General features: G+C 68.3%; 22 protein-coding genes. 13 read left to right on the forward strand and 9 right to left on the reverse strand.

Going from position 1 to position 24,187, the window contains the following annotated elements; genetic code table 11:
- Window positions 1-17: 17 nt before the first annotated feature.
- A complete protein-coding gene (acnA, locus tag CVH10_RS03250; protein WP_106487811.1) occupies window positions 18-2,765 on the reverse strand; it encodes an aconitate hydratase AcnA in 2,748 nt (915 codons plus the stop codon).
- A gap of 172 nt (window positions 2,766-2,937) precedes the next feature.
- Between acnA and CVH10_RS03255 the strand changes: the two genes are divergently transcribed.
- The 3 genes from CVH10_RS03255 to trxB all read left to right on the forward strand — a co-directional run bounded on the left by CVH10_RS03255 (window position 2,938) and on the right by trxB (window position 5,003).
- Entirely contained in the window at window positions 2,938-3,147 is a 210-nt protein-coding gene (locus CVH10_RS03255) for a CPXCG motif-containing cysteine-rich protein (protein WP_035592719.1), read from the forward strand.
- A gap of 171 nt (window positions 3,148-3,318) precedes the next feature.
- Entirely contained in the window at window positions 3,319-3,921 is a 603-nt protein-coding gene (locus tag CVH10_RS03260) for a peroxiredoxin (RefSeq protein ID WP_106487812.1), read from the forward strand.
- Between the two features lie 131 nt (window positions 3,922-4,052).
- Window positions 4,053-5,003, forward strand: a complete 951-nt coding sequence (gene trxB, locus CVH10_RS03265) for a thioredoxin-disulfide reductase (protein WP_035592717.1) — start codon at window positions 4,053-4,055, stop codon at window positions 5,001-5,003.
- 43 nt (window positions 5,004-5,046) lie between these two features.
- On the opposite strand, the gene CVH10_RS03270 is transcribed toward trxB, so the two are convergent.
- Entirely contained in the window at window positions 5,047-5,292 is a 246-nt protein-coding gene (locus tag CVH10_RS03270; RefSeq protein WP_106487813.1) for a SlyX family protein, read from the reverse strand.
- Window positions 5,293-5,462: 170 nt separating this feature from the next.
- Here CVH10_RS03270 and CVH10_RS27210 point away from each other — a divergent pair, with 170 nt between their 5' ends.
- Window positions 5,463-5,927, forward strand: coding sequence for a cold-shock protein (locus tag CVH10_RS27210; protein ID WP_016853440.1), 465 nt, complete (start codon window positions 5,463-5,465; stop codon window positions 5,925-5,927).
- A 186-nt stretch (window positions 5,928-6,113) separates the two neighbouring features.
- Here the strand turns inward: CVH10_RS27210 and CVH10_RS03280 are convergent, their stop codons facing one another.
- From CVH10_RS03280 to map, 7 genes are all read right to left on the reverse strand, one after another.
- Entirely contained in the window at window positions 6,114-6,500 is a 387-nt protein-coding gene (locus tag CVH10_RS03280; protein ID WP_035592713.1) for a hypothetical protein, read from the reverse strand.
- 7 nt (window positions 6,501-6,507) lie between these two features.
- Window positions 6,508-7,683: a succinyl-diaminopimelate desuccinylase gene (gene dapE / locus CVH10_RS03285; RefSeq protein ID WP_106487814.1), complete on the reverse strand. Its 1,176-nt coding sequence runs from the start codon at window positions 7,681-7,683 to the stop codon at window positions 6,508-6,510.
- A gap of 51 nt (window positions 7,684-7,734) precedes the next feature.
- Window positions 7,735-8,760, reverse strand: a complete 1,026-nt coding sequence (gene dapD / locus CVH10_RS03290) for a 2,3,4,5-tetrahydropyridine-2,6-dicarboxylate N-succinyltransferase (RefSeq protein ID WP_046078371.1) — start codon at window positions 8,758-8,760, stop codon at window positions 7,735-7,737.
- Window positions 8,761-8,802: 42 nt separating this feature from the next.
- Window positions 8,803-9,141 (reverse strand): arsenate reductase, encoded by a 339-nt coding sequence (locus CVH10_RS03295; protein ID WP_035592707.1) that lies wholly within the window; start codon window positions 9,139-9,141, stop codon window positions 8,803-8,805.
- 16 nt (window positions 9,142-9,157) lie between these two features.
- Window positions 9,158-10,357, reverse strand: a complete 1,200-nt coding sequence (dapC, locus tag CVH10_RS03300; RefSeq protein ID WP_106487815.1) for a succinyldiaminopimelate transaminase — start codon at window positions 10,355-10,357, stop codon at window positions 9,158-9,160.
- 111 nt (window positions 10,358-10,468) lie between these two features.
- Window positions 10,469-13,147 carry a [protein-PII] uridylyltransferase gene (locus CVH10_RS03305; protein ID WP_106487816.1) on the reverse strand — a complete coding sequence of 893 codons (2,679 nt, stop codon included), beginning with the start codon at window positions 13,145-13,147 and terminating at the stop codon, window positions 10,469-10,471.
- Between the two features lie 10 nt (window positions 13,148-13,157).
- Window positions 13,158-13,949: a type I methionyl aminopeptidase gene (gene map / locus CVH10_RS03310; RefSeq protein ID WP_035592810.1), complete on the reverse strand. Its 792-nt coding sequence runs from the start codon at window positions 13,947-13,949 to the stop codon at window positions 13,158-13,160.
- Between the two features lie 288 nt (window positions 13,950-14,237).
- Between map and rpsB the strand changes: the two genes are divergently transcribed.
- From rpsB to bamA, 9 genes are all read left to right on the forward strand, one after another.
- Window positions 14,238-14,978 (forward strand): 30S ribosomal protein S2, encoded by a 741-nt coding sequence (gene rpsB, locus CVH10_RS03315; RefSeq protein WP_035592703.1) that lies wholly within the window; start codon window positions 14,238-14,240, stop codon window positions 14,976-14,978.
- Window positions 14,979-15,124: 146 nt separating this feature from the next.
- Window positions 15,125-15,994: a translation elongation factor Ts gene (tsf, locus tag CVH10_RS03320; RefSeq protein WP_016853450.1), complete on the forward strand. Its 870-nt coding sequence runs from the start codon at window positions 15,125-15,127 to the stop codon at window positions 15,992-15,994.
- A 110-nt stretch (window positions 15,995-16,104) separates the two neighbouring features.
- Window positions 16,105-16,869: a UMP kinase gene (gene pyrH, locus CVH10_RS03325; RefSeq protein WP_016853451.1), complete on the forward strand. Its 765-nt coding sequence runs from the start codon at window positions 16,105-16,107 to the stop codon at window positions 16,867-16,869.
- A gap of 4 nt (window positions 16,870-16,873) precedes the next feature.
- Window positions 16,874-17,431, forward strand: coding sequence for a ribosome recycling factor (gene frr, locus CVH10_RS03330; protein WP_035592699.1), 558 nt, complete (start codon window positions 16,874-16,876; stop codon window positions 17,429-17,431).
- A 71-nt stretch (window positions 17,432-17,502) separates the two neighbouring features.
- Window positions 17,503-18,264 carry a polyprenyl diphosphate synthase gene (gene uppS / locus CVH10_RS03335; RefSeq protein ID WP_035592808.1) on the forward strand — a complete coding sequence of 254 codons (762 nt, stop codon included), beginning with the start codon at window positions 17,503-17,505 and terminating at the stop codon, window positions 18,262-18,264.
- Window positions 18,257-19,060, forward strand: coding sequence for a phosphatidate cytidylyltransferase (locus tag CVH10_RS03340; protein ID WP_106487817.1), 804 nt, complete (start codon window positions 18,257-18,259; stop codon window positions 19,058-19,060). The genes uppS and CVH10_RS03340 overlap by 8 nt, the downstream gene beginning before the upstream one ends.
- Entirely contained in the window at window positions 19,057-20,241 is a 1,185-nt protein-coding gene (gene ispC, locus CVH10_RS03345) for a 1-deoxy-D-xylulose-5-phosphate reductoisomerase (RefSeq protein WP_106487818.1), read from the forward strand. Before CVH10_RS03340 ends, ispC begins: the two co-directional genes overlap by 4 nt.
- Window positions 20,242-20,274: 33 nt before the next feature.
- The gene (rseP, locus tag CVH10_RS03350; RefSeq protein WP_035592695.1) at window positions 20,275-21,633 is read left to right on the forward strand and encodes a sigma E protease regulator RseP; all 1,359 of its coding nucleotides are present in this window, start codon (window positions 20,275-20,277) and stop codon (window positions 21,631-21,633) included.
- 87 nt (window positions 21,634-21,720) lie between these two features.
- Complete coding sequence (gene bamA / locus CVH10_RS03355) at window positions 21,721-24,072, forward strand: outer membrane protein assembly factor BamA (protein WP_181244348.1); 2,352 nt, start codon at window positions 21,721-21,723, stop codon at window positions 24,070-24,072.
- Window positions 24,073-24,187 lie beyond the last annotated feature (115 nt).

Below are 24,187 nucleotides of genomic sequence, written 5' to 3' on the forward strand. Positions count from 1 at the left end.
GCTATGGAATCAGCGAATCAGGCCGACCCGATCATCTTGCGCAGCACGTAGTGCAGGATGCCGCCGTGGCGGTAGTACTCCAGCTCGTTGGCGGTATCGATGCGGCACAGCGCCTCGAACGTCTGCTCGCCCTTGTCGCTCTCGATGGTCACCTCGACCTTGCCGCCCGGGGCGAGATCGTCGAGGCCCTTGATGGAGACGCGCTCGTCGCCGGTCAGGCCCAGGGTCTCGCGGGTCTCGCCCTCGGGGAACTGCAGCGGCACCACGCCCATGCCGATCAGGTTGGAACGGTGGATACGCTCGTAGGACTCCGCCAGCACGGCGCGCACGCCGAGCAGCCGGGTGCCCTTGGCGGCCCAGTCGCGGGAGGAGCCGGTGCCGTATTCCTTGCCGGCGATCACCACTAGCGGCGTGCCTTCCTGCTGGTACTGCATGGCCGCGTCATAGATGGCCATCTGCTTGCCGGAGGGTACGTGGCGGGTCTCGCCGCCGACCACGCCGTCGAGCATCTCGTTCTTGATGCGCACGTTGGCGAAGGTGCCGCGCATCATGATCTCGTGGTTGCCGCGCCGCGAGCCGTAGGAGTTGAAGTCCACCGGCTTGACGCCGCGCTCCTGCAGATAGCGCCCCGCCGGGCTGTCGGGCTTGATGGCACCGGCCGGCGAGATGTGGTCGGTGGTCACCGAGTCGCCGAGCATGGCCAGCACGTGGGCGCGGTGGACGTCCTCGGTGGGGGCGGGGTCGCGGCCCATGCCCTCGAAGAACGGCGGGTGCTGGATGTAGGTGGAATCCTCGTCCCACTGGTACACCTCGCTCTCGGGGACGTCGATGGCTTTCCACACCTCGTCGCCCTCGAACACCTCGGCGTACTCCTTGCGGTACATCTCGGTGCGGACCTGTTCCACCGCCTCGGCGATCTCGGCCTGGGAGGGCCAGATGTCCTGCAGGTAGACCGGCTTGCCGTGGCGGTCGATGCCCAGCGGGTCGCGGGCCAGGTCCTTGCGCACGTTGCCGGCCAGGGCGTAGGCCACCACCAGGGGCGGCGAGGCCAGCCAGTTGGTCTTCACCTGCGGATGGACGCGGCCCTCGAAGTTGCGGTTGCCTGACAGCACCGAGGCCACGGTCAGGTCGCCGTCGGTGATCGCCTGCTCGATCGGACCGGGCAGCGGGCCGGAGTTGCCGATGCAGGTGGTGCAGCCGTAGCCGACCAGGTTGAAGCCCAGGGCGTCGAGGTCGTCCTGCACGCCGCCGGCGGCCAGGTAGTCGGTGACCACCTTGGAACCGGGGGCCAGCGAGGTCTTGACCCAGGGCTTGGTGTCGAGCCCGCGCTCCCGGGCGTTACGCGCCAGCAGGCCGGCGGCCATCATCACGCTGGGATTGGAGGTGTTGGTGCAGGAGGTGATGGCGGCGATCACCACCGCGCCGGGGTCGAGGCGGAAGGCCTCGCCCTCGAGGTCGACCTCCTGACTGTCGTGGTGCTCGTAGCTCTCCTCGACGCCCACCGCGGTCTGGCCGCCCTCGGACATCAGCTTGCCGTTCTCGGTGGATTCGCCGAGCGGCTTGCCGTCGTCCTCCATCACCTTGGCGAAGGCCGTCGGCATGTCGGCCAGGGTGACGCGGTCCTGGGGCCGCTTGGGGCCGGCCAGGCTGGCCTCGACGTCGCCCATGTCGAGCTCGAGGGTGTCGCTGAAGACCGGTTCGGCGCCGGGCTCGCGCCACAGCCCCTGGGCCTTGCAGTAGGCCTCGACCAGGGCGATCTGCTCCTCGTCGCGGCCGGTCAGGCGCATGTAGGTGAGGGTCTCGTCGTCGACCGGGAAGAAGCCGCAGGTGGCGCCGTATTCCGGGGCCATGTTGGCGATGGTGGCACGGTCGGCCAGCGGCAGGTCCTTGAGGCCATCGCCGTAGAACTCGACGAACTTGCCGACCACGCCGCGGCTGCGCAGCATCTGGGTCACCGTCAGCACCAGGTCGGTGGCGGTGATGCCCTCGCGCAGCTTGCCGGTGAGTTTGAAGCCCACCACCTCGGGGATCAGCATTGATACCGGCTGGCCGAGCATGGCCGCCTCGGCCTCGATGCCGCCGACGCCCCAGCCGAGCACGCCCAAGCCGTTGATCATGGTGGTGTGGGAGTCGGTGCCGACCAGGGTGTCGGGGTAGGCGAAGGTCTTGCCGTCTTCTTCCTTGGTCCACACCGTCTTGCCCAGGTACTCGAGGTTGACCTGGTGACAGATGCCGGTGCCCGGTGGCACCACGCGGAAGTTGTCGAAGGCCTGCTGGCCCCAGCGCAGGAACTCGTAGCGTTCGCGGTTGCGCTCCATCTCGATGGCGACGTTGTCCTTGAAGGCGCTGGGGTCGCCGAAGTGATCGACCATCACCGAGTGGTCGATCACCAGGTCCACCGGCGACAGGGGATTGATGCGCGAGGGCTGCTCGCCGAGGGTCTCGACCGCGGCGCGCATCGAGGCCAGGTCGACCACGCCCGGCACGCCGGTGAAGTCCTGCATCAGCACCCGGGCCGGGCGGTAGCCGATCTCGCGATCGGACGAGGCGGTCTTCTGCCAGTCGACCAGCGCCTGCATGTCCTCGCGCTCGACGCCTTCCTGGTCGGCGAAGCGCAGCTGGTTCTCCAGCAGGATCTTCAGCGTCATCGGCAGGCGATCGATGTTGCCCAGCGTCTCGGCGGCCTTGGGCAGGCTATGGTAGTGAAAGGTGGTGCCGGCGGCGTCGAGGGTCTGCAGCGTCTCCGGTAGGGACGAAGTGCTCATGGGGTCCTCCTGTCACGGCGGGAAAGATCGAACCATCCTGGTCCGCTATCGATTACATGGTCATGATAGATGGCCTTTTCAACCATCGCGCCGACGGCGGGCCCGGCGCCCTTGAAAAGACGGCCGCGGCGCCCCATCTAACGAGGCATTGACCCGGCCGGGGGAGACAGACGTGCACGAGGAAGCGCTGGACAGCCACGCGGTGCGCTGCCCCTACTGCGACACCGGCTTCGACCTGCTGGTCGACCTTTCCCAGGGCAGCCACACGACCTGGGAAGACTGCCCGCAGTGCTGTTCGCCGATCCAGATGCGCATCGAGGTGTCGCTGGTCGGCGGCGAGCTCGAGTCGCTGACCCTGGGACGCGACGACGAAGTACTGTGAAGACAAGTGCTGTGAGCCGCCGCGGCGTGCGTGCGCGCCGCCGCTGCCGGTCATCGATTTTGCCTATCCGCGCCATTGACTCGCTTCGGTGGTGCGGCGAGGATGCCTGACCTAGCGTAGGCATTCCGCTTTTACCCCCATGAATGCCATCACTCACTCAAGGAGATCTGCATGAGCGTACTGGTTGGACGTCAAGCACCCGATTTCGAAGCCGCCGCCGTCCTCGGCAACGGCGAGATCGTCGACAACTTCAAGCTGTCCGACAGCAACGGCAAGCTCCGCGTGCTGTTCTTCTGGCCGCTGGACTTCACCTTCGTGTGCCCGTCCGAGATCATCGCCCACGACAACCGTCTGGCGCAGTTCAAGGAGCTCGGCGTCGAGGTGATCGGTGTCTCCATCGATTCCCAGTTCACCCACCACGCCTGGCGCCTGACCTCGCCGGAGAAGGGCGGCATCGGTGAAGTCGGCTTCCCGATCGTGGCCGACGTCAAGCACGAGATCACCCAGGCCTACGGCATCGAGCATCCGGAAGCCGGCGTCGCCATGCGCGGTTCCTTCCTGATCGACGAGAACGGCGTCGTCCAGCACCAGGTCGTCAACAACCTGCCGCTGGGCCGCAACGTCGACGAGATGCTGCGCATGGTCAAGGCCCTGCAGTTCCACCAGCAGAACGGCGAAGTCTGCCCGGCCGGCTGGGACGAAGGCCAGGAAGGCATGAAGGACACCGCCGAAGGTGTCGCGAGCTACCTGGGCAACCACGCCGGCGCCCTCTAAGCCCGTGCGATGTCCCCCGGGGCGGCCTGCGGGCCGCCCCTCGCCTCCTACAGCGGCCTTCGCGATGCCGACGGCTCGCCGCCATCGCCAAGCCCGTTGCCCCACCCCTTTCGAGACCTGCGAGGTTCCCCATGAGCGAAGCGCGCCACGAACGCCTGATCATCCTCGGTTCCGGCCCCGCCGGCTACACCGCCGCCGTCTACGCCGCCCGCGCCAATCTTAAGCCGCTGCTGATCACCGGCATTCAGGCCGGCGGCCAGCTGACCACCACCACCGACGTGGACAACTGGCCGGGCGATGACACCGGCGTGCAGGGCCCCGAGCTGATGGAACGCATGAAGCGCCACGCCGAGCGCTTCGACACCGAGGTGCTGTTCGACCATATCCACGAGGTCGAGCTGCGCGAGAAGCCCTACACCCTGAAGGGCGACAACGGCACCTACACCTGCGACGCCCTGATCATCGCCACCGGCGCCAGCGCCCGCTATCTGGGGCTGGACTCCGAGCAGCAGTTCATGGGCCAGGGCGTCTCCGCCTGCGCCACCTGCGACGGCTTTTTCTACCGCAACCAGGAGGTCGTGGTGGTCGGCGGCGGCAACACCGCCGTGGAAGAGGCGCTGTACCTCTCCAACATCGCCTCCAAGGTCACCCTGGTGCACCGCCGCGACAGCCTGCGCGCCGAGAAGATCCTCCAGGACAAGCTGTTCGAGAAGGCCGAGAACGGCAACGTTGAGCTGATCTGGAACCACACCCTGGACGAGGTGCTGGGCGACAACAGCGGCGTCACCGGGGCGCGGCTGAAGTCCACCGAGGACGGCAGCACGCGTGAGATCGGCGCGCCGGGCGTGTTCATCGCCATCGGCCACAGCCCCAACACCGGCATCTTCGAGGGCCAGCTGGACATGGCCGGCGGCTACATCAAGGTGCAGTCCGGCCTCGAGGGCAACGCCACCGCCACCAGCGTGCCGGGCGTGTTCGCCGCCGGCGACGTCATGGACCACGTCTACCGCCAGGCGGTGACCTCCGCCGGCACCGGCTGCATGGCGGCCCTGGACGCCGAGCGCTACCTGGAAACGCTCTGAGGCTTGAGGCCCGCCTGTCGGGCCTCCGGCATCACGCTAATCGCTAGTAATGCGGCGGCACCTCGTCCTCCGGGCGGGGTGTCGCTGTCTCCGCTTCCTGGAGTGCCTGGCGCTGTTCGCGCAGCTTGTGCTGCATCAGCTCGTTGAGGCGCTCCAGCTGCATCAGGCGCTTTTCCTGGGTGGCCACCGTGCGGTCCAGGGTATCCAGCCAGTGTTCCTGGTAGGCCAGCCGGCTCTCCAGGGCCTCCAGCCGCGCCGCGGCGTCGGAGGGCGTGTCGTCGTCGTGCATGATAGACTCCTTATACCGTGTCAAGGCTCGTCCTGGTGCGGTCTGTCGTGGCCCCGTTCGCCGATGCAGCGAACGCGGCTGGCGCAGTCGGGTCGAGGGCGGCCTGCGGGTCGTTCGGTGCCTCGCCCCCATCACATCCGTTCCCAATGACAAGAGAGCATCCGAGGTTTATGAATCGAAAGGTCGTGTTTCGTTGCAGTATCGTCAGTCTGCTGCTGGCCGCGCCGGCGCCGCTGCTGATCGCGCTGTTCGTCCATCTCACCGGTGGTGAGCTGTCCCGCGAGCTGTTCGCCAGCCTCGAGGTCGGCGGTCTGGCGGTGGTCTATGTCGCGGCGGCCCTGGCGGTCTTCCTGCTGATGCTGGTGGCCACCCTGGCGATCAACGCCCTGACGCCCCAGCTGTCCAACATCGCCGAGGTCGAGGACGACGGCCGCGAGATCGGCGAGGTCAAGTGGTTCAACGTCAACAAGGGCTATGGCTTCATCACCCGTGACAGCGGCGAGGATGTCTTCGTCCATTTCCGTGCCATCCGCGGCCGCGGTCATCGCACCCTGGCCGAGGGGCAGAAGGTGAAGTATCACGTCTCGCGCAATGATCGGGGATTGCAGGCCGACGACGTCACCGTCATTACGTGAGAGGAAAGCGGCTGCGCTCGGCCATACGGCGTTAAAAATCGACTCAAAGTACTCATTTACTTCAGTAAACTCCGTCTTTTCGTCGATTTTTGCCTTGTCTGGCCTTCGCTCGCCAGCTTTCTGGTAGCTCTGTATCTCAGCACTTAACGACATCGCCCCGCATCCGCGGGGCGATGTCGTTTCGGCTCACTGCCCCGAGTCGGGCCAGTCGATGGTGGCTTCAAGGCCGTCCGGCAGCACCTGCAGGAAGCGGTCCGGGTCGTCGCCGGGCTGCCAGCCGCCCAGCGAGCAGCGTACCTCGCAGCCGAGTCGCGCGGCGGCGGCGCGGGCGAGGTCGCTGTCGGTGGGCCAGGGCGATTCGGCGCTGTCCAGCCACAGGCTGGCGAAGCCGTCGGCGGCCTTCTCGACCAGCAGCACCGGGATCTCGGCCCCGTCGTGGCGGCCCTGGGTGCGCCAGCGGTGCTTGCCGGCCGGCTTCAGCGGCGCGGCGTCGAGGGTCTCGCCGAGCCAGGCGTTCAGGGCGTCGGGCTCGACGCGGGCCAGATAGATCTCGATGTCGGGATAGCGTTCCATGGTGTCCTCAGGGGCGTGACGTGCCGTCGACGAACAGCCGGGTCATGATCGCTTCATAGACCTGGCTGAGGTCGTCGAGGTCGGCGGCGCGGACCCGTTCGTTGACCTTGTGGATGGTGTCGTTGCGCGGGCCGAGCTCGACCACCTGGCTGCCCAGGGTGGCGATGAAGCGGCCGTCGGAGGTGCCGCCGGCGGTGGACAGCTCGGGGCGATGGCCCATCACGTCCTCGACGCCGCCGACCGCGGCCTCCACCAGCGCGCCTTCCGAGGTCAGGAAGGGCTCGCCGTTGAGGGTCCAGTCGATGTGGAAGTCCAGGCCGTGGGCCTCGAGGATCGCCTCGGTGCGCTGGCGCAGCGTCTCGTGGGTCAGCGCGGTGGAGTAGCGGAAGTTGAACACCACCTCCACCTCGCCCGGAATCACGTTGGTGGCACCGGTGCCGGAACGGATGTTGGAGACCTGGAAGCTGGTCGCCGGGAAGAACGCGTTGCCGCCGTCCCAGTGCTCGCGCACCAGGGCGTCCAGCGCCGGGGCGACCTCGTGGATCGGGTTGCGCGCCATGTGCGGGTAGGCCACGTGGCCCTGCACGCCCCTGACGTGCAGCACACCGCCCAGCGAGCCGCGCCGGCCGTTCTTGATCACGTCGCCGAGTCGGTCGGTGGAGGAGGGCTCGCCGACGATGCAGTAGTCGAGGCGGTCGTGGGACTCGCGCAGGTGCTCGACCACGGCGCGGGTGCCGTCCACCGCCGGGCCTTCCTCGTCGGAGGTGATCAAGAAGGCCAGGCGCCCCGGATGATCGGGATGGGCGGTCACGAAGCGCTCCACGGCGGTGACCATGGCGGCCAGGCTGCCCTTCATGTCGGCGGCGCCGCGGCCGCACAGCATGCCGTCGTCATCGATGCAGGGCGCGAAGGGCGGGTGCTCCCAGTTGACCTCGGGGCCGCTCGGCACCACGTCGGTATGGCCGGCGAAGGCCAGCACCGGGCCGTGATGGCCGCGCACCGCCCAGAAGTTCTCGACGTCGCCGAACGGCAGGCGCTCGATGTCGAAGCCCAGGCGCTCCAGGCGTTCGATCATCAGGTCCTGGCAGCCCAGGTCATCGGGGGTCACGGAGGGGCGGCGCATCAGCGCCATGGCGAGTTCGAGGGTCGGGGAGAGCGTAGGGTCGGAGCTGGTCGAGGTCATGCGGGATTCCGGCGGGCCGTCCCCCGGCGCCGTGAGGCGCCGGGGCAGGGCTCAGTTGTGGGCGTGCAGGGCTTCGTTGAGCGCGATGGCGCTCTTGTTGGTCAGGCACTCGATGCGGCCGTTCTGGGAATTGCGGCGCAGCAGCAGGTCGTCCTGGCCGGCCAGCTCGCGGGCGGCCACGACCTCGACTTCCTGGCCCTGGTCATCGAGCACGGCGACCTTGGCGCCGGCGGTGATGTAGAGGCCGGCCTCGACGGTGCAGCGATCGCCCAGCGGGATGCCGATGCCGGCGTTGGCGCCGATCAGGCAGCCTTCGCCGACCTTGATGATGATGTTGCCGCCGCCGGACAGGGTGCCCATGGTGGAGCAGCCGCCGCCCAGGTCGGAGCCCTTGCCGACCATCACGCCGGCGGAGATGCGGCCTTCGATCATGCCCGGGCCTTCGGCGCCGGCATTGAAGTTGACGAAGCCCTCGTGCATCACGGTGGAACCCTCGCCGAGGTAGGCGCCCAGGCGAACGCGGGCGGTGTCGCCGATGCGCACGCCGGTCGGCACCACGTAGTCGGTCATCTTGGGGAACTTGTCGACGCAGTCCACCGACAGGGTGCGGCCTTCCAGGCGCGCCTTGAGGCGACGGGCCGGCAGCTCCTCGATGTCGATCGGGCCTTCGCTGGACCAGGCGATGTTGCGCAGCAGGCCGAACATGCCGGTCAGGTCGGTGCCGTGGGGCTTGACCAGGCGGTGCGACAGCAGGTGCAGCTTGAGGTAGACCTCCGGAGCGCTCTGCGGCGGCAGGTCCTCGGCGATGAAGGTCGCCACCAGCGGACGCTGGCTGGCCGCCATGGCCTCGGCGAGCTCGGCCTGGTCGGCGTGGCCGGCGGCCTTCAGGGCCTCGGCGAGCGCGGCGCACTGCTCGGGCAGGAAGCTGACGGCGGCGTTGCCGGCGGGGGCGTCGAGCACCTTGGCGGCGGCCTCGACCAGGGCGGCGTCCGGGTTCAGCAGCGGCGCCGGGTAGTAGATCTCCAGCCAGTCGCCCTGGGTGTTCTGGGTGCCGATTCCGAGTGCAAAGCTGAGCATGTGGGGGTCCTCTCGATGGAGTTCAGGTCGGCCGGGGGCCGCCTAGAGATTGTCGTAGTCGCCGTCGCGATAGCCGACGAGGATGTCGTCGCCGGTATCGAGCAGCGGGCGCTTGATCAGGGTGGGGTTGGCCATCATCAGCTGGCGGGCCTTGTCGCCGTCGATATCGGCCTTGTCCTCGTCGGGCAGCTGGCGCCAGGTGGTGCTGCGCTTGTTGAGCAGGGTCAGCACCGGCACCCGCTCGAGGATGTGCTCGAGCAGCGGGGCGGACAGGCCGTCCTCGCGCAGGTCATGGAACTGAAAGGGCTGACCCTTGCCTTCCAGGGCCTTGCGCGCCTTGCGGCAGGTATCGCAGTTCTTGATGCCGAACAGCGTCATCATGGCGGTCTCTCCTGAATCAGGCGTGTCGTTCGACGTGGCGGCGCAGGCGGCGGGCGGCCTCGACGGTGGCGTCGAGTTCGTCCACCAGCGCCAGGCGGATGCGGCCGGCGCCGGGGTTCACGCCGTCGGCGCCGGGGCGGCCCATGTAGCTGCCCGGCAGCACGCTGACGTGCTGCTCGGCGAACAGCGAACGGGTGAAGGCCTCGTCGTCGCCGCCGGGCACCGCCGGCCACAGGTAGAAGCTGGCCTCGGGCGCGGGGAAGTCCATCACCGGGGCGAGGATCTCGGTCACCGCGGCGAACTTCTCGCGATAGGCGCCTCGGTTGGCGAGCACGTGGGCCTCGTCGTTCCAGGCGGCGATCGAGGCGTGCTGCAGCGGCAGCGACATGGCGCAGCCGTGATAGGTGCGGTAGCGGCGGAAGGCCGCCAGCAGCTCGGCGTCGCCGGCCACGAAGCCCGAACGCAGCCCCGGCAGGTTGGAGCGCTTGGACAGCGAATGGAACACCAGGCAGCGCCGGTAGTCGTGGCGGCCGAGCTCGGCGCAGGCCTGCAGCAGCCCCGGGGGCGGGGCGGCCTCGTCCAGGTAGAGCTCCGAGTAGCACTCGTCGGCGGCGACGATGAAGTCGTGTTCGTCGGCCAGGGCGATCAGTTGCTTGAGCTCGTCGAGCGGCGTCACCGCGCCGGTGGGGTTGCCCGGCGAGCAGGTGAAGACGATCTGCACGTCGCGCCAGGTCTCGGCCGGCACGGCGTCCAGGTCGGGGCGGAAGCCGTGCTCGGCGCGGCAGTCCAGATAGAGCGGCGTGCCGCCGGCCAGCAGGGTGGCGCCCTCGTAGATCTGGTAGAAGGGGTTGGGCACCGCGACCCGCGCCGGGCGGCGGCGGTCCAGGGCCGCCTGGACGAAGGCGAAGATCGCCTCGCGGGTGCCGTTGACCGGCAGCACCTGGGTGCCGGCGTCGAGGTCCTCGAGGGCGAAGCGCCGCTTGGCCCAGTCGGCGATGGCGCCGCGCAGCTCGGGCGTGCCGGGGGTGGCCGGATAGCGGGCCATGTCGCCGATGTGCGCGGTCAGCGCCTCCAGGGCGCCGGCATAGGGCGCGTGGCGCGGCTCGCCGATGGTCAGGGGGAGGTGCACCAGGCCCTCGGGCGTCGTCACGTCGGCCTTGAGGGCGGCGAGCTTCTCGAAGGGGTAGGGCTGCAGGGCGTCGAGATCGGGGTTCATGGCGCGTCCAGTGGGGGCCGTTGTCGGCGTCGTTATGATGCTGGTGGTTCGATCGAGCGCTGGGCAAGACGCCGATTATAGGGAAGCCCCGGTGGGGCCTCAAACGAGGTCTCAGCCGCGGATGTCGAGCGTCTCGATCAGCCGCTCGCGCAGGCGCTGCTGGCGCTCGGGGTCGGTGATCGGCTCGCCGTCCCGGTCGGTGATGAAGAACACGTCCTCGACCCGCTCGCCCAGGGTGGCGATCTTGGCCGCCGAGAGCGCGATGTGCTGCTCCATGAAGATGCGCCCGACCCGGGCCAGCAGGCCGGGACGGTCCGGGGCGGTGAGCTCCAGCAGGGTGCGCCCGCCGGTCGGATCCTGCTCGATGGTGACCTGGGTGGGCACCCGGAAGTGCTTGAGCTGGCGCGGGGTGTGGCGGCTGACGATCTGCGGATAGTCGTCCGGGTCGTCGAGTTCCTCCACCAGGTGGCGATGGATCTCCTCCAGCCGGGCGGGCTCGCGGATCGCCAGGTTGTCGTCGTCGAGCACGATGAAGGTGTTGAGCGTCCAGTCGTTGCTCGAGGTGGCGATGCGGGCGTCGTGGATCGACAGGCCCAGCTGCTCCATGGCCGCGGAGGTGGCGGCGAAGAGGTTGTCCACCGAGCGGGTGTGGATGAAGACCTTGGTGCCGCCTTCGGCCATGTCGGCGGTGGGGGCGCTGATCATCACCAGCGGCAGCGCGCTGTCCCGGTGGGCGAGGATGCCCTGGGTCTGCCAGGCGATCTCGCTGGGGGCGTACTGCAGGAAGTACTCCTCGCCGAGCGATTCCCACAGTCGGTCGACGCGGGCCATGTCGGCGCCCACCGTGGCCAGCAGGGAGTGGGCCTCGTCGCGGGTCTCGCGCACCGAGTCGTCGCGCTCCAGCGGGTTCTCGAGCCCGCGGCGCAGGGCGCGTTTGGTCTCGGCGTGGAGCTGGCGCAGCAGCGAGGCGCGCCAGCCGTTCCACAGCGTCGGGTTGGTGGCGGTGATGTCGGCCACGGTCAGCACGTAGAGGTAGTCCAGGCGCGTCTCGTCGCCGACCTCGCGGGCGAACTCGCTGATCACCTCCGGGTCGCTGATGTCGCGCTTCTGGGCGACCATCGACATCAGCAGGTGGTGCTCCACCAGCCAGGCCACCAGTCGGGTGTCGCGGCCGGACAGGCCGTGCAGGGCGGCGAAGGCCTCGACGTCGCGGGCGCCGATCAGCGAGTGATCGCCGCCGCGGCCCTTGCCGATGTCGTGGAACAGTCCGGCGATCCACAGCAGTTCCAGCTTGGGCAGCTGCGCGATGAGGGTGGCGGCCACCGGGTAGGTCTCGCGGGCCTCGGGCTTGCGGAAGTTGTGGAAGCACTTCAGCAGCCGCAGGGTGTGGGCGTCCACGGTGTAGATGTGGAACAGGTCGTGCTGCATCAGGCCCACGGCCTGGCCGAACACCGGCAGGTACTTGCCGAGCACCCCGTAGCGGTTCATGCGCCGCAGCTGGCGGGCGACGTTGCCGCTGGAGCGCAGCAGGGCCATGAACAGCCGCTGGTGGCGCGGGTCCTCGCGGTAGCGGTCGTCGATCAGGTGGCGGTGGTCGCGGATCAGGCGGATGGTGTCCGCGCGCACGCCCTCGATCTCGGGATGTTCGGCCATCAGCAGGAACAGTTCGAGCAGCGCCGAGGGCGCCTCGCGGAACACCGTTCGCGTGCGGGCCTGGATGTAGCCGCCGGTGATCTCGAAGCGGGCGTTGAGCGGCACCGTCTCGAGGGGCTCGCCGCCGCGCAGGATGGCCTCGTCGAAGTGCTGCAGCAGCATGTCGTTGAGGCCGGCGAGCGCGGTCACGTGCCGGTAGTAGCGCTTCATGAACTGCTCGACGGCGAGGCGCTCCGGGGTGTCCCGATAGCCGAACAGCTCGGCGATGGTGGCCTGGTGGTCGAACAGCAGGCGGTCCTCGGCGCGCCCGGTGAGCATGTGCAGGGCGTAGCGGACCTGCCACAGGAAGGCCTGCCCCTGGCTGAGGATGCGCAGCTCGGCGTCGTTCATGAAGCCGATGTCGACCATGTCCTCGTAGCGCTCGGTGGCGAAGTGGCGCTTGGCGACCCAGCCGATCATCTGGATGTCGCGCAGCCCGCCGGGCGAGCTCTTGATGTTGGGCTCGAGGTGGTATTCGGAGTTGTTGAAGCGGTAGTGGCGGGCGATCTGCTCCTGCCACTTGGCCTCGAAGAAGCGATCCGCCGGCCACAGCCGCTCGGTGGCGATGCGGTCCTGCATTGCCTCGCGCAGCCGCTCGGGGCCGGCCAGGGTGCGCGACTCGAGCAGGTTGGTGATCACCGTGACGTCGGCGGCGGCCTCGCGCTCGCAGTCCGACAGCGAGCGCACGCTGTGGCCGATCTCCAGGCCGATGTCCCACAGGAAGGTGATGAAGGCGGTCAGCGGCTCGCGGAAGGGCTCGTCGTCCTCCTGTTCGAGCAGCAGCAGCAGGTCGATGTCGGAATGCGGGTGCAGTTCGCCGCGGCCGTAACCCCCCACGGCCAGCAGGGCGATACCGTCGGGCCAGTCATGCTGCTGCCAGGCCAGCGCCAGCAGGCGGTCGAGGCACCAGGCGCGGCCGTGCACCAGATCGCGGATGTCGGCGCCGGCGTGGAAGCGTTCGTCGAGGCGGGCCTGGATCTCGGCCAGCGCCGCCTTGAACGGCGCGATCGGCGAACGGCTGCCGCTCAGCTCGGCGCGGAACGCCTCGACGTCGAACAGGCTCTCGTCGGGCGTGAAGGCGTAGTGGTGCAGCAGCATGGCGGCCGGCTCAGTGGGCGAGGAAGGCGAGGTCTTCGTCGCTGCGCGCGGTCAGCACCTCCACGCCGTTGGCGGTGACCAGCAGGGTGTGCTCCCACTGGGCGGTGAGCCCCTTGTCCTTGGTGACCGCGGTCCAGCCGTCGCGCAGCACCTTGGTGCGATGGTCGCCCACGTTGATCATCGGCTCGATGGTGAAGCACATGCCTTCCTCGAGGGCGATGTCCGCCTCCGGGGCGTAGCCGTCGTAGTGCAGCACCTGCGGGTCCTCGTGGAAGCCGGCGCCGATGCCGTGGCCGCAGAAGTCGCGCACCACCGAGTAGCCGTTGGCCTCGGCGTGCTGCTGGATGACGCGGGCCAGTTCCGAGAGGTGGACGCCGGGGCGCACCAGGGCGATGCTCTTGTAGAGACACTCCTGGGTGACGCGGCACAGGCGGCTGCCCTGGATGCTCTCGCCGACGATGAACATCACGCTGGAGTCGCCGTGGTAGCCGTCGGGGGTCTTCACCGTGACGTCCAGGTTCATGATGTCGCCCTTCTTCAGCTTCTTGCCGTCGTCGGGGATGCCATGGCAGACCACGTGATTGATCGAGGTGCACACGGACTTGGGGAAGCCGTGGTAGTTCAGCGGGGCGGGCGTGGAGCCGAGCTCGTCGACGATGTAGTCGTGGCAGCGCCGATCGATCTCGCCGGTGCTGACGCCGGCCTGGACGTAGGGGGCGATCATCTCGAGCACGCTGGCGGCCTGGCGGCCGGCTTCACGCATCTTCTCGATCTCGTCGGGCGTCTTGATGGGTACGTTCATGGAATCTCGGAATTCGGAGGTGGTGTCGCCGGGGTCGAGGGCGCGGGAGGCGTCGGGCGACTTCATCTTGAGAGTGATCCATGGTATAAAGCTGCGCGCTTTCCTGCAATCGCCGATCCCCCGCCGCCCGAGCGGCGCCTCGGCGTTGTCAGGGCGCGACTGTATTTATCAACGCAATGCCTTGAAAACACACATGCACCGGCACATGGTCCCGGGTGCCGTCGGCGCGTCCGTCGGTCGGATCCATGGGGTGCATGGAGGCCTAACCCGATTTACCAGGAGTCATCCATGGCACACGTCAACATGCGTGACCTGCTGAAGGCAGGCGCCCACTTCGGTCACCAGACCCGTTACTGGAACCCGAAGATGAGCAAGTTCATCTTCGGCGCTCGTAACAAGATTCACATCATCAACCTCGAGCATACCCTCCCGGCCCTGAACGAGGCCATCGAGGTGATCGAGAAGATGGCCGCCGCGAACAACAAGATCCTGTTCGTCGGTACCAAGCGCAGCGCCAGCAAGATCGTCAAGGAAGAGGCCAACCGCGTCGGCCAGTCCTACGTGAATCATCGCTGGCTCGGCGGCATGCTGACCAACTTCAAGACGATCCGTCAGTCCATCAAGCGTCTGCGCGAACTCGAGACCATGCACGAAGATGGTACCTTCGAGAAGCTGACCAAGAAGGAAGTCCTGATGGCGACCCGCGAGCAGGACAAGCTCGAGCGTTCCATCGGCGGTATCAAGGACATGGGCGGCCTGCCCGACGCGCTGTTCGTGATCGACGTCGATCACGAGCGCATCGCCATCAACGAGGCGAACAAGCTGGGCATCCCGGTCATCGGCGTGGTGGATACCAACTCCGATCCGGACGGCGTCGACTACGTGATCCCGGGCAACGATGACTCCATCCGCGCCATCCAGATCTACGTCAAGGCCATCGCCGACGCCTGCGCGCGTGCGAAGGAAGGTCGTCCCGACGAGTTCGTCGAGGTCACCGAAGACAACGCCAGCGACGCCGCCGCCGAGTGATCGTCGGTCCGCCCGGGTGCCGGCCGGCGAACGCGTCGGCCGGCGTCGGGAGCGGCTCAAGCGCCGCGCCTTAGGGCGGGTAATGGACGTGCCGGGCTCAGGCCCGGTTTCCACATTCCAGGTCGAACCATTCAGAGGACACTACCATGGCAGCTATCAGCGCCTCTCAGGTCAAGGAACTTCGCGAGCGCACCGGGCTCGGCATGATGGAGTGCAAGAAGGCCCTCACCGAGGCCGGCGGTGACATCGACACCGCGATCGAGAACCTGCGCAAGAACTCCGGTCTCAAGGCCGCCAAGAAGGCCGGCCGTACCGCCGCCGAAGGCGCCGTCGTCACCCGCGTTGCCGAAGACGGCAGCTACGGCGTGATGGTCGAGATCAACTCCGAGACCGACTTCGTCGCCCGCGACGACAACTTCACCGCCTTCGCCGACCGCGTGGCCGATGCCTTCTTCGCCGCCAAGAGCGAAGACGTCGCCGCTATCATGGAAGGCGAGCTGGAAGAAGCGCGCGAGCAGCTGGTGCAGAAGATCGGCGAGAACATCGGCGTGCGTCGCAGCGTCGTCGTCGACGCACCGGAAGGCGGTCTCGTGGGCGCCTACGTCCACGGCGGCCGCATCGGCGTGCTGACCACCCTGAAGGGTGGCACCGCCGAGGCCGCCAAGGACGTGTCCATGCACGTGGCCGCCATCAACCCGGCCGTCGCGCTGCCGGAAAACATGCCGCAGGACAAGCTGGACGCCGAGAAGGCGATCATCCTGGCCCAGCCGGACATGGCCGGCAAGCCGGAGCAGATCGCCGAGAAGATGGTCCAGGGCCGCCTGAAGAAGTACCTGGCCGAGAACAGCCTGACCGAGCAGGCCTTCGTCAAGGATCCGAACCAGACCGTGGCCGAGTACGTCAAGGCCGCCGGTGGCGAGGTCATTGGCTTCACCCGCTTCGAAGTGGGCGAAGGCATCGAGAAGGAAGAGGTCGACTTCGCCAAGGAAGTCATGGAACAGGCACAGCGCAGCTAAGGCGCCAGCCGGTTCCAGCATGAAGATGGCGTGCGCGAGAGCGCACGCCTTCGCGTATCCGGCCGGTGCATCCGGCCATCCAGATTCCTCGAGTTTCCGGGAGACATGCCATGAGCAGTGCCGAGCCACTTTCCACCAAGACCGACAAGCCTCGCGCCGAGGTCTCTAAGTACAAGCGCATCCTGCTCAAGCTGTCCGGGGAGGCCCTGACCGGCGACGCCGAATTCGGCATCGACCCCAAGGTGCTGGACCGCATGGCGCTGGAGATCGGCCAGCTGGTCGGCATCGGCGTCCAGGTCGGCATCGTGGTCGGCGGTGGCAATCTGTTCCGCGGCGCCGCGCTGCACGAGGCCGGCATGGAGAGGGTCACCGGCGACCACATGGGCATGCTGGCCACGGTGATGAACGCCCTGGCGATGCGCGACGCGCTGGAGCGCTCCAACATCCGCTCGCGGGTGATGTCGGCGATTCCCATGAGTGGCGTGGTGGAGCACTATGATCGCCGCACGGCGATTCGCTACCTGACCTCCGGCGACGTGGTGATGTTCTCCGCGGGGACCGGCAACCCCTTCTTCACCACCGACTCCGCGGCCTGCCTGCGCGGCATCGAGATCGACGCCGACGTGGTGGTCAAGGCCACCAAGGTGGACGGGGTGTACGACAAGGACCCGGTCAAGTATCCCGATGCGGTCAAGTACGAGCAGCTGTCCTACGATGACGCGATCGACCAGAAGCTCGGGGTCATGGATTTGACCGCCATCTGCCTGGTGCGGGACCATGACATGCCGGTGCGCGTGTTCAACATGAACAAGCCGGGGGCGCTGCTGAACCTGGTGGTAGGCGGCCGGGAAGGCACGCTGATTGACAGAGGGTGAGAACGTGATTGACGAGATCCAGAAGGACGCAGAGAGTCGCATGAAGAAGAGCCTCGACGCTCTTCATCACAACTTCAACAAGATCCGCACCGGCCGGGCGCACCCCAGCATCCTGGATGCGGTGACCGTCGATTACTACGGCGGCCAGGTGCCGATCAACCAGGTGGCCTCGGTCAACATCGAGGATGCCCGGACCCTGACCGTGGTGCCCTGGGAACAGCAGATGGTGCCGAAGGTCGAGAAGGCCATCATGACCGCCGAGCTGGGCCTCAACCCGGCGAGCGCCGGCAACGTGATCCGCGTGCCGATGCCGATGCTCACCGAGGAGACCCGCAAGGGCTACATCAAGCAGGCGCGTCAGGAAGCCGAGAACGCCCGGGTGGCGGTGCGCAACGTGCGCCGCGACGCCAATGGCGACATCAAGGCGCTGCTGAAGGACAAGGACATCACCGAGGACGAGGCTCGTCAGGGTGAGGACGCCATCCAGAAGCTGACCGACAAGGTCGTCGCCGAGATCGACAAGACCCTGGAATCCAAGGAACACGACCTGATGCAGGTCTGACGGACGGGCCGGCGGCCCCTTCGGGGTCGCCGTTCATGGAGCGCCCCGTCCCACCCGCCATGCGAGACATCATGACGTCACCCCAGTCTCCCCAGCCCCGTGCCGACGGGGATCGCCTGCCGCATCACGTCGCCATCATCATGGACGGCAACAACCGTTGGGCCAGGGCGCGCGGCATGTCCGGCGTGCGCGGCCATCATGCCGGCGTCGAGGCCGTGCGCGCGGTGATCCGCCGCGCCGCCGAGCGCGGCATCGAGACCCTGACGCTGTTCGCCTTCTCGAGCGAGAACTGGAAGCGGCCCGCCGTCGAGGTCAACGCCCTGATGGAGCTGTTCCTGATCGCGCTCAAGCGCGAGGTCAAGAAGCTGCACCAGCACGATATCCGCCTCTCGGTGATCGGCGATCGCAGCGGTTTCTCGACGTCCATTCAGAAGCACATCGAGCAGGCCGAGGCGCTGACCGGCGACAACCGGGGGCTGCACCTGGTGATCGCCGCCAACTACGGTGGCCAGTGGGACATCGCCCAGGCCGCCCGGCGGCTGGGCGAGCGGGTCGCCGAGGGCGAGCTGGCCCCCGAGGCGATCGACGAGGCGTCGCTCGGCGCCGAACTGAGTCTCACCGCCCCGGTGGACCTGTGCATCCGTACCAGCGACGAGAAGCGCATCTCCAATTTCCTGCTCTGGCAGCTGGCCTACGCCGAGCTGTACTTCTCGCCGCTGCTGTGGCCCGATTTCGACGGCGAGGCCTTCGACGCGGCCCTGGCCGACTTCGCCGGGCGCAAGCGCCGTTTCGGCATGACCGACGAACAGGTCGAGGCTCAGCAAGGTGCTTAAACAACGCATTCTCACCGCCGCCTGGCTGGCCCCGCTGGCGCTGGTCGGGCTGTTCGGGCTCGACGGCATCGCCTTCGCGCTGTTCACCGCGGCCATCGTGCTGCTCGGGGCCTGGGAATGGGCCAACCTGGCCGGCCTCGAGGCCGGCGCCCGTCGCTGGAAGCCGGTGCTGGGGCTGGGCGCGCTGATGGCGCTGCTGGGCCTGACCGGCCAGCACCTGGCGAGCTGGCCGCTGTGGCTCGGGGCCCTGGGCTGGCTCGTCAACCTGCGCTGGGTGGTCGGCTATCCGGCGCGCCTCGCCCAGTGGCGCTCCACCGCCATGCGTCTGGCCATGGGGCTGTGGGTGCTGCTGCCGGCCTGGGTCGGCTTCAACGTGCTGCACGAGACCGGCGGCGTGTGGCTGCTGTTCGTGCTGCTGCTGGTGTGGGGCGCCGACATCGGCGCCTACTTCGTCGGCAAGTCGCTCGGCCAACGCAAGCTGGCGCCCCGGGTCAGCCCCGGCAAGACCCGCGAGGGCGTCATCGGCGGCCTGGTGGTGACCGGGCTGCTGGCGCTGGTGTTCGCCGACTGGCAGGCCCTGTCGCTCGGCGCCACCCTGGTGCTGGTGGCCGCCACCGCCGTGGTCACCCTGGCCTCGGTGGTCGGCGACCTGCTCGAGAGCATGCTCAAGCGCCATCGCGGCATCAAGGACTCCAGCCAGCTGTTGCCCGGTCACGGCGGGGTGCTCGATCGCATCGACAGCCTGTGCGCCGCGGTGCCGCTGTTCGCGCTGCTGGCGGGAGGACTCGGCGCATGAGTCGGCCGCAGTCCGTCACCGTGCTCGGCGCCACCGGGTCGATCGGCGTCAGCACCCTGGACGTGCTGGCCCGCCATCCCGAGCGCTACCGGGTCCATGCGTTGACCGCCCATCGCTCCCGCGAGACGCTGCTGGCCCAGTGTCGTGTCCACGCCCCGGCGCTGGCCGTGCTCGAGCGCGAGGAAGACGCCGCCTGGCTGCGCGAGCGGCTGGGCGAGGCGGGGCTTGTCACCGAGGTGCGCTGCGGCCCGGAGGCGCTGGTCGAGGTCAGCGAGGCCTCGGAGGTCGACGTGGTCATGGCGGCCATCGTCGGCGCCGCCGGACTGCTGCCGACGCTCGCCGCGGTGCGGGCCGGCAAGCGGGTGCTGCTGGCCAACAAGGAAGCGCTGGTGATGTCCGGGGCGCTGTTCATGGACGCGGTGGACCGTCACGGCGCGACCCTGCTGCCGATCGATTCCGAACATAACGCCATCTATCAGTGTCTACCCGTCGAACATCGCGGCGGACTCGCGCGCCACGGCGTCACCCAGCTGCTGCTGACCGCCTCGGGCGGCCCTTTCCGCGGCTGGTCGGCCGAGGCGCTGGCCGGCGTCACCCCCGAGCAGGCCTGCGCCCATCCCAACTGGTCGATGGGGCGCAAGATCTCGGTGGACAGCGCCACCCTGATGAACAAGGGGCTCGAGCTGATCGAGGCCTGCTGGCTGTTCGACGCTCGGCCGTCGCAGATCCAGGTGGTGGTGCATCCGCAGAGCGTGATCCATTCCATGGCCGCCTACGCCGATGGCTCGGTGTTGGCCCAGCTGGGCAACCCGGACATGCGTACCCCGATCGCCTACGGACTGTCCTGGCCCGAGCGCCTCGATGCCGGCGTGGAGGCGCTCGATCTCTTCCAGGTCGCACGGCTCGACTTCGAGCCCGCCGACGAGGCCGCCTTCCCCTGCCTTCGGCTGGCCCGCGAGGCCATGAAGGACGGCGGCACGGCGCCGGCGGTGCTCAACGCCGCCAACGAGGTGGCCGTGGAGGCCTTCCTCGACGGCCGGCTGGGCTTCGCCGGAATCGGCGAGCTGGTCTCGCGGGTGCGCGAGGCCTGCCCGCCGGAGCCGGCCACCGAGCTGGCGGGCATCCTCGACGCCGATGCCCGGGCGCGCCGCGAGGCCGAGGCCCGGCTGGGGCGCCGCTAGCGCCGACTTTCGACAACTTCACCGGAGATAGCCATGGGTCTGATCCAGAACGTGCTGGCCGTGATCGTGGTGCTCGGCCTGCTGATCACCTTCCATGAGTTCGGCCACTTCTGGGTCGCCCGGCGCTGTGGCGTCAAGGTGCTGCGCTTCTCCGTGGGCTTCGGCAAGCCGCTGTGGTCGCGGGTCGACCGCCACGGCACCGAATTCGCCGTGGCGGCGATTCCCCTGGGCGGCTACGTCAAGATGCTCGACGAGCGCGAGGCGCCGGTCCCCGACGACGAGCGCCACCTGGCCTTCAATCGCCAGGGCGTCTGGCGGCGCATCGCCATCGTCGTTGCCGGACCGCTGGCCAACTTCCTGCTGGCGCTGGTCGCCTACTGGCTGCTGTTCGTCGCCGGGACCACCACCGTGGTGCCGGTGATCGGCGAGGTCGCACCCGACTCGCCGGCCGCTCGCGGCGGTCTCGCCGCCGGGCAGGAGATCACCGCGGTGCGAGGGGCCAGCGTTCGTTCCTGGGAAGACATCAACCTCGAGCTGGTATCGGCCATCGGGGCCAGCGGCGAGCTGACGGTGAGCGCCCGCGACGAGGGCGACAGCCGGGTCCGGGAGCATCGCCTGCCGGTGCAGGACTGGCTGGTGCGTCAGGATCCGCCTCGGCCGCTGCAGACCCTCGGCGTGACGCCCTGGCGCCCGCAGATCCCCGCGGTCCTCGGCCAGGTGGTGGACGGCGAGCCGGCGGCCGAGGCAGGCCTCGCGGCCGGCGACGAGATCCTGGCCGTCGACGGCGAACCGGTGGCCGACTGGGGCGACTTCGTCCAGCGGGTCCGCGGGCGGCCCGGCGAGGCCCTGTCGCTCAGCGTGGCGCGCGACGGCGAGCGTCGCTCGCTGTCGCTGACGCCGCGCCCCCGGACCCTCGACGACGGCACCACCATCGGACATGTGGGCGCCGGCGTGGCCTCGGTGCCCTGGCCGGAAGAATACCGCCGCGAGATCCGCTACGGCCCCCTGGCCGCCGTGGGGCAGGCCGTGTCGCGCACCGGCGAGATGACCGTGCTGACCCTGGATGCGATCCGCAAGATGCTGGTCGGGCTGATCTCGCCGTCGAACCTCTCCGGACCGATCACCATCGCCCGCATCGCCGGCGACTCGGCCCGCTCCGGGCTCGAGAGCTTCGTCAGTTTCCTGGCCTATCTGTCGATCAGCCTCGGCGTGCTCAACCTGCTGCCGATCCCGGTGCTCGACGGCGGCCACCTGCTGTATTACCTGGTGGAGGCGGTCCGCGGGCGGCCGGTGTCCGAACGCACCCAGGCCATCGGTCTGCGCGTCGGCCTGGCGCTGGTCGGCACCCTGATGCTGATGGCGCTGTATTTCGACCTGATGCGGCTCTGGTAACCGGCTCCTGGCTTGTCAGTTGCCCGTGCAAATGTATAAGGTGCCTGTCTGGACAGGTAGGCAGATCAACGCGAGCGAATCGACTGCATGAAGATCAAGACCATCGGACTGGCGGCGCTGCTGCTCGCCGGTGCCGGCACGGCACAGGCGGAAACCTTCGACGTAAAGGACATACGAGTGGAGGGGCTGCAGCGCGTATCGGCGGCCTCCGTCTTCAATGCCTTTCCTGTCAATGCACCCGATCGGGTCGATGACCGCGAGCTGGCCGAGGCGGCCCGACAGCTGTTCGCCACCGGCCTGTTCGAGGACATCCAGCTGGCCCGTGACGGCGACGTGCTGATCATCGAGGTGGAGGAGCGCCCCACCATCACCAGCCTCAACATCGAGGGCAACAGCCAGATCCCCGAGGAAGAGCTGCGCCGTGGCCTGCGCGAGGCCGGCCTCGACGAGGGGCAGGTGCTGCAGCTCTCGACCCTGGAAGAGATCCAGCGCGAGCTGTCCGGCGTCTATCAGGCCCAGGGCCGCTACAGTGCCAGCATCGACACCGAGGTCCAGGACCTCGGCCAGGGTCGCGTGCAGGTCGACATCGACATCGACGAGGGCGCGGTGGCCAAGATCCGCCAGATCAACATCGTCGGCAACCAGGCCTTCGACGACGATACCCTGCGCGACGTGCTCGAGCTCGAGGACAAGCCGGGCTGGTTCTTCGGCTGGTTCTCCAGCGACGAGTACTCCCGTCAGGCGCTGTCCGGCGATCTGGAGCGGCTGCGTTCGTACTATCTGGATCGCGGCTACGTCAATTTCACCATCGATTCCACCCAGGTCTCGATCGGTCCCGACAAGTCGAAGATCTTCATCACCATCAACGTCAGCGAGGGCGAGCGCTACCGCCTCGGCGACATCGCCTTCGCCGGCGACCTGCGCATCCCCGAGCGCGAGGCCCGCGATCTGCTCGAAGTACAGAGCGGCGAGACCTTCTCGCGCAGCGACGTGACTGCCTCCTCCGAGGCGCTGCGCTCGCGGCTCGGCGCCGAGGGCTTCGCCTTCGCCAACGTCGACGGCATCCCCGAGACGCGCAGCGACGGCACCGTCGACCTGACCTTCCGCGTCGAGCCGGGCAGTCGCGCCTACGTGCGTCGTATCGAGTTCGTCGGCAACACCACCACCCAGGACGAGGTGCTGCGCCGCGAGATGATCCAGATGGAGGGGGCGCCGGCGTCCACCGAGTCGATCAGCCAGTCCCGGGAGCGCCTGGAGCGGCTGGGCTTCTTCAAGCAGGTCGAGGTGCAGACCGAGCCGGTGGCCGGCTCCAACGACCAGCTCGACGTCACCTACAACGTCGAGGAGCAGCCGTCCGGCTCGATCTCCGCGAGCATCGGTTTCTCCCAGAGCGCCGGCGTGATCTATGGCGCCTCGCTGTCCCAGAACAACTTCCTGGGCACCGGCAACCGGGTCAACATCGGCGCCCAGCGCAGCGACACCTACACCAACCTGAACTTCGGCTTCACCGATCCCTACTGGACCCTCGACGGCATCTCGCGCGGCTACAACCTGTTCTACCGCGAGACCGACTACGAGGATTCCGACATCTCGACCTACTCGACGGATGCCTATGGCGGCGGCATCAACTTCGGCTACCCGATCAACGAGCTGACCCGGCTCAACTTCGGCGCCGACATCGAGGACCTGACCATCGAGACCTATCGGGACACGGCGTCGGAGATCCAGCGCTACGTCGATGACCAGGGCGACAACGCCCAGGCCTTCAAGCTGACCGCCAGCTGGACCCGCAACGCGCTGAACCGCGGCATCATGCCCACCGCCGGCAACTACCAGCGCCTGTCGCTGGAGACCGCGGTGCCCGGCAGCGACGCCGAGTACTACAAGCTGCGCGCCCGCGCCCGGCACTTCTTCCCGATCAACGAGGAGCAGACCTGGTCGTTCAAGCTGCGCGGCGAGGTCGGCTACGCCGACACCATCGGCAACGATCCCTATCCGTTCTACGAGAACTTCTACACCGGTGGCCTGGGATCGGTGCGCGGCTTCACCAGCAACACCCTGGGGCCCAATACCACGCCGCCCGTGGGTGGCGACGCCGACGAGGACCGGACCCTGGGCGGCAACGTGCTGGTCGAGGGCGGCGCCGAGCTGATCTTCCCGATGCCCTTCGTCGAGGACAAGCGCTCGGTGCAGCCGTCGGTGTTCGTGGACGCCGGCAACACCTTCCTCACCGACTGCTATGCGGTGCGCGACGAGGAAGCCGGTCAGTCCAGTTGCAGCTCCGGCGTCGACCTGGGCGAGCTACGCTACAGCGTGGGTCTCGGCATCTCCTGGCTGACGCCGGTGGGGCCGCTGACCTTCAGCATCGCCGAGCCGCTCAACGCCAAGAGCGACGACGACACCCAGTTCTTCCAGTTCTCGCTGGGCCAGACCTTCTAACAGGGTCCGTCGGCGCGCCGCCTCCTCGCGGGACGGGGAGGGGGCGATTCACGCCACGGTCCCCGGGCCTCGACTCGCGTCATCGACGGAGTCGGGGCCCGTCGATATCGAACCG

Origin of the sequence: Halomonas sp. ND22Bw (assembly GCF_003011945.1) — a bacterium.
Taxonomy (GTDB): domain Bacteria; phylum Pseudomonadota; class Gammaproteobacteria; order Pseudomonadales; family Halomonadaceae; genus Halomonas; species Halomonas halophila.

Excerpts from the sequence above, each read along its gene's own strand:
- acnA (WP_106487811.1), bottom strand. The coding sequence starts at position 2,765 with ATGAGCACTTCGTCCCTACCGGAGACGCTGCAGACCCTCGACGCCGCC.
- CVH10_RS03260 (WP_106487812.1), top strand. The coding sequence starts at position 3,319 with ATGAGCGTACTGGTTGGACGTCAAGCACCCGATTTCGAAGCCGCCGCC.
- trxB (WP_035592717.1), top strand. The coding sequence starts at position 4,053 with ATGAGCGAAGCGCGCCACGAACGCCTGATCATCCTCGGTTCCGGCCCC.
- CVH10_RS03270 (WP_106487813.1), bottom strand. The coding sequence starts at position 5,292 with ATGCACGACGACGACACGCCCTCCGACGCCGCGGCGCGGCTGGAGGCC.
- CVH10_RS27210 (WP_016853440.1), top strand. The coding sequence starts at position 5,463 with ATGAATCGAAAGGTCGTGTTTCGTTGCAGTATCGTCAGTCTGCTGCTG.
- CVH10_RS03280 (WP_035592713.1), bottom strand. The coding sequence starts at position 6,500 with ATGGAACGCTATCCCGACATCGAGATCTATCTGGCCCGCGTCGAGCCC.
- dapE (WP_106487814.1), bottom strand. The coding sequence starts at position 7,683 with ATGACCTCGACCAGCTCCGACCCTACGCTCTCCCCGACCCTCGAACTC.
- dapD (WP_046078371.1), bottom strand. The coding sequence starts at position 8,760 with ATGCTCAGCTTTGCACTCGGAATCGGCACCCAGAACACCCAGGGCGAC.
- CVH10_RS03295 (WP_035592707.1), bottom strand. The coding sequence starts at position 9,141 with ATGATGACGCTGTTCGGCATCAAGAACTGCGATACCTGCCGCAAGGCG.
- dapC (WP_106487815.1), bottom strand. The coding sequence starts at position 10,357 with ATGAACCCCGATCTCGACGCCCTGCAGCCCTACCCCTTCGAGAAGCTC.
- CVH10_RS03305 (WP_106487816.1), bottom strand. The coding sequence starts at position 13,147 with ATGCTGCTGCACCACTACGCCTTCACGCCCGACGAGAGCCTGTTCGAC.
- map (WP_035592810.1), bottom strand. The coding sequence starts at position 13,949 with ATGAACGTACCCATCAAGACGCCCGACGAGATCGAGAAGATGCGTGAA.
- rpsB (WP_035592703.1), top strand. The coding sequence starts at position 14,238 with ATGGCACACGTCAACATGCGTGACCTGCTGAAGGCAGGCGCCCACTTC.
- tsf (WP_016853450.1), top strand. The coding sequence starts at position 15,125 with ATGGCAGCTATCAGCGCCTCTCAGGTCAAGGAACTTCGCGAGCGCACC.
- pyrH (WP_016853451.1), top strand. The coding sequence starts at position 16,105 with ATGAGCAGTGCCGAGCCACTTTCCACCAAGACCGACAAGCCTCGCGCC.
- uppS (WP_035592808.1), top strand. The coding sequence starts at position 17,503 with ATGACGTCACCCCAGTCTCCCCAGCCCCGTGCCGACGGGGATCGCCTG.
- ispC (WP_106487818.1), top strand. The coding sequence starts at position 19,057 with ATGAGTCGGCCGCAGTCCGTCACCGTGCTCGGCGCCACCGGGTCGATC.
- rseP (WP_035592695.1), top strand. The coding sequence starts at position 20,275 with ATGGGTCTGATCCAGAACGTGCTGGCCGTGATCGTGGTGCTCGGCCTG.
- bamA (WP_181244348.1), top strand. The coding sequence starts at position 21,721 with ATGAAGATCAAGACCATCGGACTGGCGGCGCTGCTGCTCGCCGGTGCC.